Origin of the sequence: Corallococcus terminator, assembly GCF_049194865.1 — a bacterium.
GTDB lineage: Bacteria > Myxococcota > Myxococcia > Myxococcales > Myxococcaceae > Myxococcus > Myxococcus terminator_A.
On the sequence record NZ_JBLZWL010000141.1, the window covers coordinates 1 to 10020 of the forward strand.

Below are 10020 nucleotides of genomic sequence, written 5' to 3' on the forward strand. Positions count from 1 at the left end.
GATGACCAGGAGCCCGTCGCTGTTCGGGTCCTTCCCCGCCACCTCCAGCGCCTTCGCGTAGCGCTCCGGGTCCGCGTCGCCCAGCACATCCACGGGATTGCCGTGGCTCCACTGGGGCGGCAGGAAGCCATCCAGCGCCTTCCGCGTCTCGTCGCCGAGCACCGCCAGCTCACCACCGCCCGACACCAGCGCATCCGTGGCGAGCACGCCCGGCCCGCCCGCGTTGGTGAGGATGGTGAGGCGACGCCCCGCGGGGCGCGGCTGCTTCGCCAGCGTCTCCGCCATGTAGAAGAGGTCGGAGATGGAGTCCACGCGCAGCACGCCGGTGCGGCGGAACGCGGCGGTGAGCACCTCGTCGCTGCCCGTCAGCGTGCCCGTGTGTGACGCGGCGGCCTGCGCGGCCTGCGCCGTGCGTCCCGCCTTGATGACGATGATGGGCTTGGTGAGCGCCACCTCGCGCGCGGCCGAGAGGAAGGCCCGCGCGTCACCGATGGACTCCATGTAGATGAGGATGGAGCGCGTCATCGGGTCATCGGCCAGGTAGTCGATGAGGTCGCCCCAGCCCACGTCCAGCATCGAGCCCACGGAGACGAAGGCGCTGAAGCCCACCGACTCGCGCAGGCTCCAGTCGAGGATGGCGGTGAGCAGCGCGCCGCTCTGGCTGATGAAGGCCACGTTGCCCGGCCGCGCCATCGACCCGGCGAACGTCGCGTTGAAGCCCGTGGGCGGACGCATCACCCCCAGGCAGTTGGGACCGATGATGCGCATCCGCGCCGCCTGGGCAATCTGGAGAATCTCTCGCTCCAGGGCCGCGCCCGCCTCGCCCGTCTCCTTGAAGCCCGCGGAGATGATGATGGCGCCCTGCACGCCCAGCTCCGCGCACTCACGGATGACGTCCGGGACAGCGGGCGCGGGCGTGACGACGACGGCCAGGTCCACCGGCTCCGGCAGCGAGCGCAGCGACGGCCACGCGCGAATGCCCAGCACGTTGGGGCGCTTCGGGTTGATGGGATAGACGGTGCCGCCGAAGGGATTGCTGATGAGGTTCCAGAGGACGGTGCGCCCCACGCTGCCCGGACGCTCACTGGCCCCCACCACCGCCACGCTGCGCGGCTTGAAGAGGACATCCAGCGGCTGCCGGGTGCCCTGCTGGTGCAGCACGTTGTAAGAGGGGTCCGACTTCCGGGGGCCAGGCGCGCGCTCGTCCATGAGGGCATCGTCTTTAGAAACGACGCGGGCGCGCACGCAAGCGCTTCGCCGGACAACCGTGTGGCACCCGTCATCCGCCCTCGAGCCCGCCGCTCAGTCGAGACCGCTCTTGCCTTCGGCCCAGTAGGCCTTCACCTTCTGCCCGGCGTGGGCGACCCCGCTCGCGCGGAGCCGGGTCCTCACGGCCTGGATGGAGTGCGCCCTCCCCGTCAGGACCAGGTGCGCCCCACGCCGTCGCTCCAGGGAGGCTCGCAGCCGGGCCTCCACGTCCGCGAGGTGCGCCTCCCCCGACTGCTTCTCCACCACGGCGGCACCCGCGAGGCCCAGCTCCCCCAGCACCAGCTCCGACTCCGCGCGCGAGGAGACCTCGAACACGTACTCGACGTCCGCCGAGCCCGCCTTCAGGTTCTTCAGCGTGTGAGCGACGGCGAACGACGTCTCATCACCGAAGAGGACCACGGGCCCGGGAAGCGACGGGAGCGCGAGGGAGCCGCGCGGCCCGAAGAACTGGCAGCGGTCCCCCACCTTCACGGTGCGCCCCCACCGCGCACCGGGACTGTCGCCGTGGATGTAGACGAGGAAGCGCGTGGACCCCAGCGTCGAGTCCCAGCCCAGCGGCGTGTACGTCCGCATGCCCACGTCCGGAATGAAGACCTGCACCTTGTCCCCCGGGCTCCACTCGATGTCCCGAAGTCCCTCGCCCACCAGCTCCATCCAACGGAAGTGCGGTGACACGTCCCGGACATGCCCCACGCGCGCTTCCGTGAAGAAGAACCGCCCCAGCAGCCCGCCAATGATTGCCTGCCCCGACGCCATGCTTCTCGCTCCACGTGTGGTGACACCCGTCACGCTTGATTGACGGGGGCCATTCTCTCGCCACCCCTTCCCGCTGGGGATGAACAGAGATGGCGTCCCCGTGAAGAAGTGTGAAGCCACACAGGACAGGCACGCCGAGCGCTACGCCGCGGCCGTGCGCGCCTGCTCCAATGCGGGCTTGAGGACCTCGCGGGCCCACTGCGCCAGCGTGGTGGACGTGGTGGTCTCCGCCGACCGGGGCTCGGCCGCGTCCATCAGCCCCTTGGGGATGGCCTCGTACATCTGCACGTAGAGGTCGACCATGAACCCGGGCAGGCCCATGCCCAGCATCGCCTTGCGCGCGTCGTCGAAGGAGACCTGCACGTAGCGCACGGGACGACCGAGCTCTCGCGAGAGGATGTCCACCACCTCCGCGTACGTGAGGTCCTGGGGCCCGTGGACTCCGACATACCGGTGCCCCTTCCAGCCCGCGTCCAGCAGCACGTCCGCCGCCTTGTGCGCGATGTCCGCCGTCGCGACGAAGGGCGCCCTGCGCTCGGGGGAAGTGGTGACGAAGAGGGAGCTCGCGTTCAAGAGCGAAGGCAAGTCGCGCAGGAGATTTTCCATGAAGTAGCCCGGGCGAAGGATGGTGACGTCGGCGACGGCGGCCTTGAAGGCCTCCTCCACCCCCTTCAGCACACTCACCGGCCCCGTCCCCGGCCCCGACTGCGCACCGACACTGGACAGCACCACCACCCGCTTCACGCCGTGCTGCTTCGCCTTCTCGGCCGCCAGCCGCGCCATGTCCTGGGTCCAGGCGGCGAAGTCCGGCCGCACGGCGGGCGGCGTCAGCCAGAAGACCGCCGAGGCTCCGGCGAAGGCCTTGTCCAGCACGGCCGCGTCGTCGGAGGACCCCTCCACCACCTTCGCGCCACGCTTCACCAAATCCGCCACCTTGTCCGCGCTCCGGCTGATGACGGTGATGGACTGGCCCGCATCCAGCAGCCGCAGGGCGAGGTTCCGGCCAATGTTTCCATTCGGGGTGTTGATGACGACGCTCATGGACGACTCCGGTGACTTCGAGATGGGCCAAGAGTGTTCCCAACCCCAACATGAGGCCACTGCATGTTACTCATGAGCCCATGAGTAAATCGCATGTTGCCAAGGGCAAGGGCCGTGTCCCCGCGCGCCGGAAACCCCGCCCCACTCCCGCGCCGAGCCAGCCGTCGAGCACGGGGGTGGACCTGTCCGGCATCAACCTCAACCTCGTCGTGGCCCTGGATGCGCTGCTCACGGAGGGCAACGTCACCCGGGCGGCCGCGCGCGTAGGCATCACCCAGTCCGCCATGAGCCACGCCCTGCGGCAGCTCCGGGAGCAGCTCGGAGACGCCCTGCTCATCCGGGGCCGGGGCGGGATGATTCGGACCCCCCGCGCCGAGCAACTGGCCGCGCCCCTTCATCGGGGACTGCTGGAGGTCCAACGAGCGCTGCGCAACCAGTCCGTCTTCGAGGCCCGCACCTCGGCCCGGCGCTTCACCATCGCCTCGGGTGACTACTTCGCCGCCGCGCTGCTCCCCACCCTGCTGGAGCTGTTGGACCACGAAGCACCTCAGGTGGACCTCACCATCCGCCCCCTCGTCATCCCCCAGGTGGAGGCTCAGCTGGAGAGCGGCGAGGTGGACCTCGTCATCGCCGCCTACCCGGACCCCAGCCCCGCGCTGCGCCAGCAGAAGCTCTTCACCGAGGACTTCGTCTGCGTCGTCCGGCGCGACAACCCTGTAGTGAAGCGGGAGCTGGACCTGGAGACGTACCTGAGCCTGCCGCATGTCCTCGTCAGCCCTCGGGGCGAGGGCGCCGGCACGGTGGACATGGCGCTCGAACGGCTGGGGCGCAGCCGACGCATCGGCCTGCGGCTGCCCTACTTCCTCACCGCCGTCATCTCACTGGTCCGCTCCAACCACGTCCTCACCGCCCCTCGCCGGCTGGCCGAGCTGTTCGTCGACCACCTCCCCCTGCGCCTCCTCCCCCCGCCCGTTCCCCTGCGCCCGTTCGACGTCCTCCAGGTCTGGCACGAGCGCTTCGACGATGAACCCGCCCACCGCTGGCTGCGCGGCGTGATCGCACGCGTCGCCGCCGCACCGCGCAATGCTCGCTAACCCCACGGGAATCCAACGGTTTTTCCAGCAAAGCAGCCCGGCTGTCGATCACCGACAGAGGCACTGAACGTCGATTCACCTGTGGGCGAGCATCCGATGGGCCGACCGGTGTAGGGTGCGACCCTATGACTTCTTCCGAGAAGCTGATTTTCACGCAAACCGTGGAAGCGCTCTTCGTGCGCGCCCTCGAGAACCGCCTCACGCCAGCGTGTCGGGAGCACCTGCGTCGTGCGGGCCTGGACCTCGATCAGAAGCTCGGACGGACGTACTCGCTGGAGCAGTGGAAGGAGTTCCTCCGCATCGCCGCTGGGCACGTCTACGGCGGAGTTCCCGCCGAAGCCGCGTACTACTCGCTGGGCGAGCGGTTCATGGATGCCTACTTCGGGACCTTCTTCGGTCGCGCGCTGCTGGGCGTCGTCCGGCTGGCCGGTCCCCGCCGGATGCTGCTGCGCGCGGGGATGGGCTTTCGCGCCGGCAACAACTTCAGTGTGGTCGAAATCGTTGAGCGCAGCCCCACCTTCTTGGAGCTGCGAATGAATGACGTGCTGGCGGACGTGCCGACCTTCTCGGCGGGGCTGCTGGCTCGGGCGGTGGAGCTGTGCGGAGGCTTCCGGGTGGTGGCCCTACCCGAGGAGTTCGACGGGACGTCGGCGACGTTCCACATCCGCTGGGCGGAAGTCACGGCCGAGTCGGCGATGCCTCCCCCCGAGGACGGCTCCGCGGGTGCCTCCCGTCCGCGTGCGTGAGTGAGTCCCGCGCGCCCCCGGCGCAATCCGCCACGGTGGCGCGCGGAACGCCATGCTCGCGCGGCTTGCGAGCGGGCACGCTGACGGCTCCGGGAGCACGCGCTCCCGAGTGAAGCCTCGCGGCCCACCTGGCTCCCCATCGCTGGCATCACCGCTGCAATCCCTGGGTCCGGTCGCGGAGGACACATGGACAACGACGGCGGTGCGATGGTGAAGCTCGAACGTGGCGCGCTCTGGGGTTGGGGGCTGGTGATTCTGGTGGCGGCGGTGCTGGCGGGAGCCGGCGTCTGGCACGGCCTGCTCCATGGAGCGCCCGAGGCTCCCGCGGCCATCGCCCAGGTGCCGGTGGCGCCCTCGGTGGTGGACCGGGCACCGGACGCGCCCTTGCCGCCCGCTTCGGAGGTGGACGCGCTCCTGCGCTCGCGGCTCTCCGGGGCTTCTTCCCAGTCTCAGTTCGGCGCCTGGCTGCGGGAGGCGGACCTCTTGCGCCGCTTCGTCGCCGTCGTCTCCAACATGGCCAGCGGCGACAGCCCTCGGGCCGTGGTCGCCTTCCTGGCGCCGTCCGGGGACTTCCAGGTGAGCAGCACCCGCGAGGGCCTCACGCTCGTCGCGAAGAAGGGGTACACCCGGTACGACACCCTGGGCCAGGTGGTGGGCAGCCTCGACTCCACGCTGCTGGTGGACACGTACCGCGAGGTGCACCGGCTGGCCGAGCGGCTCCATCAGGAGAGCGCCCCGCCGGGCAGCTCCTTCGAGGCGACGCTGCGGCGCGCCTTCGAGCAGGTGCTGGCGGTGCCGGTGCTCGACGGCGACGTGGAGGTGGTGGCGAAGGGCGCGCTGTACGTCTACGCGGACCCGGCGCTGGAGGCGCTCACGCCCGCGCAGAAGCACCTCTTGCGGATGGGGCCGGCGAACCTGCGCCACATCCAGGGCAAGGTCCGCGAGGTGTCCCAGAAGCTCAACCAGCAGGCATCGAGGCCCTGAGGCCCCGTCAGCCCCCCAGGCGGGCCACGGAGGCGCGGGAAGGGCTTCCATTCCCTCCTCGCGCCGGGATGTTGGTATCTGCCCTCATGCGCTCCTCCCTCCTGCCAGTGCTGTTGCTGTGCACGGCGCTCACCGGCGTCATCGGCGGCGCCGTGTATTTCATCCAGCGGGACAGGCAGGCGCTGGTGGACCAGTTCGCCCGCGAGCGGCAGGCCCAGCTCCAGGAAGCCGCCCGAGGTGTGTCCGAGGCCCTGGAGGATGTGGGCGAGGACCTGCGCTTCACCGGTGAGCTGTTGTCGCAGCCGGGCACGGCCGAGGAGCATCGCCGCGAGCTGCGCGCGCTCCTGGAGGCCGTGGGGCAATACAAGGCCATCGTCGTCTTCGGGCCGGATGGGAAGGAGCGCCTGCGGCTCCTGGACAAGCGCACGGGCGCGTCGCTCGCGAAGCAGTACCCGGCGGAGGAGCTGGCGCGCACCGCGAGGAGCGTGCTGGAGGGAGCCTCGGGGCACATCGCGTCCTCGCCTCCCTTGTCCGGGGATTCGACGGGGTGGCTGCGGGCCTTCGCCACCGCGCTGCCCGAGGATGCGCCCGAGGGCGGCGGCGCCGTGGTGGTGCTGGTGGACGCCGAGCCGCTGTTCGCGCCGCTGAAGCTGCTCACCGCGGAGAGCGACACCCATCTGTTGCTGCTCGGCGCGCATGGTTCACCCACCGCGCTGAGCGCCCCGACGCTGGCGGCTCGCTATCAGCGGCTCGCCACGGACGCTTCAGGCACTCCGGGCCTCGCGGCGCTGTCGCGGCGGATGCTCGCGGGCGAGGCGGGCTCGCTGGTGATTGAGCGGACGGAGGCGGTGAAGCTGGGGTTGGGAGACGCGGAGGTGGTGGCCAGCTTCGCGCCGGTTCGCATCAAGAACGGAGCGCTGTGGCCGCTGGCCACGCTGTCCTCCACGCGCGGGCTGCGCTCCCACGAGCGGAGCCTGGTGCTGCGGCTGTCCTTCGCGGCCTTCCTCTTCTCATCCTTCCTCATCGCGTTTGGTGTGTACGTGGTGCTGGCGCGCAGCCGCGCCGTGGCGCTTCAAGAGAGCCTGCGCCACGCGAGCCGCCTGGCCCACCTGCACGACAAGACGCAGAAGATCCTCGACCACATCCCCACCGGAGTGCTTGCCCTGTCGACGTCGGGACGCATCACCTCGGCGAATCGCGCGCTGAGCACGAAGATGCCACCGGACGTGGTGGGCTCGACGCTGGCGACGGCGTTTCCGCAGGCCCACGCGCCCGTCATCCAGCGGCTGGAGGAGCTGGTGAACGCGGCGGGCGGAGACAACCGCGTGCGCAGCCTGCACGGCGAGCCGCTGCGGCTCTTCGCGGAGGAAGGACAGTACAACGTCCACGCGGTGCCGCTGGAGCCGCACCAGCCCGACGTCCGCACGCTGCTGGTGCTGGAGGACCTGAGCAACCTGCGCGCGCTGGAGGGGCAGCTGCTGCGCGCGGAGAAGCTGGCGACGGTGGGCGTGCTGGCGGCGGGAATCGCGCATGAGATTGGCACCCCGCTGGGCGTCATCCGGGGCCGCGCCGAGTACGTGCAGGACAAGCTGGGCCCCGAGCATCCGCAGTCCGCGGGGCTGGGGACCATCGTCGAGCAGATAGACCGGGTGAGCCGCACCATCCGCCAGCTGCTGGATTTCTCGCGGCTGCAGCCCGCCGAGTCGCGCGCGGTGACGCTGCCGTCCGTCGTGAAGAGCGTGCAGGAGCTGCTGCGCGTCGAGACGGAGCGGCGGCGCGTGGACCTGCACCTGGACGTGTCGCGGCCGCTGCCGGCGCTGGCGGCGGACGCGGACCAGCTCCAGCAGGTGCTCGTCAACCTGCTGCTCAACGCGTGTGATGCGTGTGAGCCGGGGGGACAGGTGCGGCTGACGGCGACGCCGGGCGAGGCGGATGCGTCAGGGGCCTGGGGTCGGGTGCGCATCACCGTCGAGGACAACGGGTGCGGCATCGCCGCGAGACATCTGCATCAAGTGTTCGACCCATTCTTCACCACCAAGAAGCGCGGACTGGGCACGGGCCTGGGGCTGACCATGGTGGCGCACATTGTCCGGAACCATGGCGGGCGCATCGAGCTGGACAGCGCGCCCGGACAGGGGACGCGTGTGATGCTGCAATGGCCCGCCGCGGCCCCCGCGCGAGAGGAGCAACATGTCGGTTAGAGCCCGGGTTCTCGTCGTCGATGACCACGTCGAGATGGGACAGATGCTGCGCGAGCCCCTGTCGGATGCGGGCTACGCGGTGGATGTGGCCTCGGGAGGCGCGGATGCCATCGCGCAGCTTCGAGGCGGGGTGTACGACGCCGTCATCTGTGACTTGCGGATGCAGGACGTGGATGGCTTCGACGTGTTGGAGACGGCGCGCAAGCTGGACCCGGACCTGCCGGTGCTGATGATGACGGCCTTCGGCGGCGTGGAGAACGCCGTGGAGGCGATGAAGCGCGGGGCGTGGCACTACTTCGCCAAGCCCTTCCGGCTGGACGAGGTGCGGCTGTACGTGGGCCGTGCGCTGGAGGAGCGGCGGGTGCGCTCCGAGCACCGCACCCTGAAGGCGCAGGCGGAGGACCGGGGCCGGCTGGGGGCGATGGTGGGGCGCAGCGCGGCGATGCGAGCGCTGTATGCGCTGGTGGAGCGCGTGGCCTGGTCCAGCGCGCCGGTGCTGGTGCGGGGAGAGAGCGGCAGCGGCAAGGAGCTGATTGCGCGGGCCCTGCACTTCGAGGGCACGCGGCGCGCGGGGCCCTTCGTCGCCGTCAACTGCACCGCCCTGCCCCACTCGCTGCTGGAGAGCGAGCTGTTCGGCCACGTGAAGGGGGCGTTCTCCGGAGCGACGAGCGCCAGACGCGGGCTCTTCGTGGAGGCGGATGGGGGCACGCTGTTCCTGGATGAAATCGGGGACATGGCGCCGGAGCTGCAAGCGCGGCTGTTGCGGGTGCTGGCGGAGGGCGAGGTGCGAGCGGTGGGGGCGGACGGCTCGCGGACGGTGGACGTGCGGGTGGTGGCCGCGACGCACCAGGATTTGGAGGCCCGGGTGAAGGAGGGCCGCTTCCGGGCGGACTTGTTCTACCGGCTGAATGTCGTGACGTTGCAGGCGCCGCCGTTGAGGGAGCGGCCCGAGGACATTCCGGCCTTGGCCGAGCACTTCCTCAAGCAGGCGCGGGCGCGCAATCCGAGGTCTCCGGTGCAGCGCTTCGAGCAGGAGGCGGTGTCTGCGCTGTGTGCGCAGCGGTGGCCGGGGAATGTGCGGGAGCTTGAGAATCTGGTGGAGCGACTGGTGGTGCTGGGGACCCGGGACACGGTGGACTTGGAGCAGCTGCGCCCACACGTGGCGGAGGGTGGCGCGGAGCAACATCCGTTGTTGGAGGCCCAGCGGGAAGTGATTCCCCTGCGCCGGCTGGAAAGCGAGTACATCGCCTGGGCCGTCGCGCGGTGCGGCGGGAACAAGACGCGAGCGGCGGAGCTGCTCGGGATTGATGTCTCCACCATCCACCGTCGGGAGCGTTCGGAAGGCAAATAGCCAGAGGTGCCTGGGCGTTCTGCAAGGCCGCGCGGGGAGGACTCGCGGGGTCTCCGACGGAAAGTGCTCCCGGCACGGCGCGTGCTCTGTGAGGAACGCATGCGCCCTCTCCTCCTCTCTCTTCTCGTCGTCGTTGGACTCGCGGGCTGTGCCGCGCGGCAGCCCACCCCCACCGCGTCCACGGATACGCAAACACCCCATGCTCCGGTGGCCACGAGGCCGGAGCCAGAGCGGCCCTCCTCCATGACCGAGACCTCAGACACGGACCTGCTCCCCCTGGCGTTGGAGCCCGTCTATTTCGAGCTCGACTCGACGACGCTGCGCCCCGAGTTTCGCGACACGTTGACGCAGCTGGCGGACGCGCTGCGCAAGAGGCCGCAGGCCCGCGTCAACATCACCGGGCACACGTGTGAATTGGGGACGACGGAGTACAACCTGGCCCTGGGCCAGCGCCGTGCTTCCGTGGTGCGGGATTATCTGCGGCGACTGGGTGTGGAGCCGGCGAGGTTGTCGACGCTGTCGTATGGCGAGGAGCGGCCCTTGTCGGCGACGGAGCTGGAGAAGAACCGGCGCGCGGA

9 protein-coding genes are annotated in these 10020 nt (G+C 70.2%); 6 read left to right on the top strand and 3 right to left on the bottom strand.

Going from position 1 to position 10020, the window contains the following annotated elements; all coding sequences use genetic code 11:
• The 3 genes from ACN469_RS41600 to ACN469_RS41610 all read right to left on the bottom strand — a co-directional run.
• Window positions 1-1209 (bottom strand): acetate--CoA ligase family protein (locus ACN469_RS41600; protein ID WP_498777630.1); only part of this gene is annotated, 1209 nt, incomplete at its 3' end.
• Window positions 1210-1302: 93 nt separating this feature from the next.
• Entirely contained in the window at window positions 1303-2025 is a 723-nt protein-coding gene (locus ACN469_RS41605) for a siderophore-interacting protein (RefSeq protein WP_498777632.1), read from the bottom strand.
• Window positions 2026-2166: 141 nt separating this feature from the next.
• Window positions 2167-3066 (bottom strand): NmrA family NAD(P)-binding protein, encoded by a 900-nt coding sequence (locus tag ACN469_RS41610; RefSeq protein ID WP_498777633.1) that lies wholly within the window; start codon window positions 3064-3066, stop codon window positions 2167-2169.
• A gap of 80 nt (window positions 3067-3146) precedes the next feature.
• Here ACN469_RS41610 and ACN469_RS41615 point away from each other — a divergent pair, with 80 nt between their 5' ends.
• The 6 genes from ACN469_RS41615 to ACN469_RS41640 all read left to right on the top strand — a co-directional run.
• Window positions 3147-4160 (top strand): LysR family transcriptional regulator, encoded by a 1014-nt coding sequence (locus ACN469_RS41615; protein ID WP_498777635.1) that lies wholly within the window; start codon window positions 3147-3149, stop codon window positions 4158-4160.
• Between the two features lie 125 nt (window positions 4161-4285).
• Entirely contained in the window at window positions 4286-4906 is a 621-nt protein-coding gene (locus ACN469_RS41620) for a DUF2378 family protein (protein WP_253999154.1), read from the top strand.
• Between the two features lie 186 nt (window positions 4907-5092).
• The gene (locus ACN469_RS41625) at window positions 5093-5890 is read left to right on the top strand and encodes a DUF3014 domain-containing protein (RefSeq protein ID WP_498777637.1); all 798 of its coding nucleotides are present in this window, start codon (window positions 5093-5095) and stop codon (window positions 5888-5890) included.
• Window positions 5891-5976: 86 nt separating this feature from the next.
• Complete coding sequence (locus tag ACN469_RS41630; RefSeq protein WP_498777639.1) at window positions 5977-8091, top strand: two-component system sensor histidine kinase NtrB; 2115 nt, start codon at window positions 5977-5979, stop codon at window positions 8089-8091.
• Window positions 8081-9442 carry a sigma-54-dependent transcriptional regulator gene (locus ACN469_RS41635; protein WP_498777640.1) on the top strand — a complete coding sequence of 454 codons (1362 nt, stop codon included), beginning with the start codon at window positions 8081-8083 and terminating at the stop codon, window positions 9440-9442. Before ACN469_RS41630 ends, ACN469_RS41635 begins: the two co-directional genes overlap by 11 nt.
• A 243-nt stretch (window positions 9443-9685) precedes the next feature.
• Window positions 9686-10020 (top strand): OmpA family protein (locus ACN469_RS41640; RefSeq protein ID WP_498777642.1); only part of this gene is annotated, 335 nt, incomplete at its 3' end.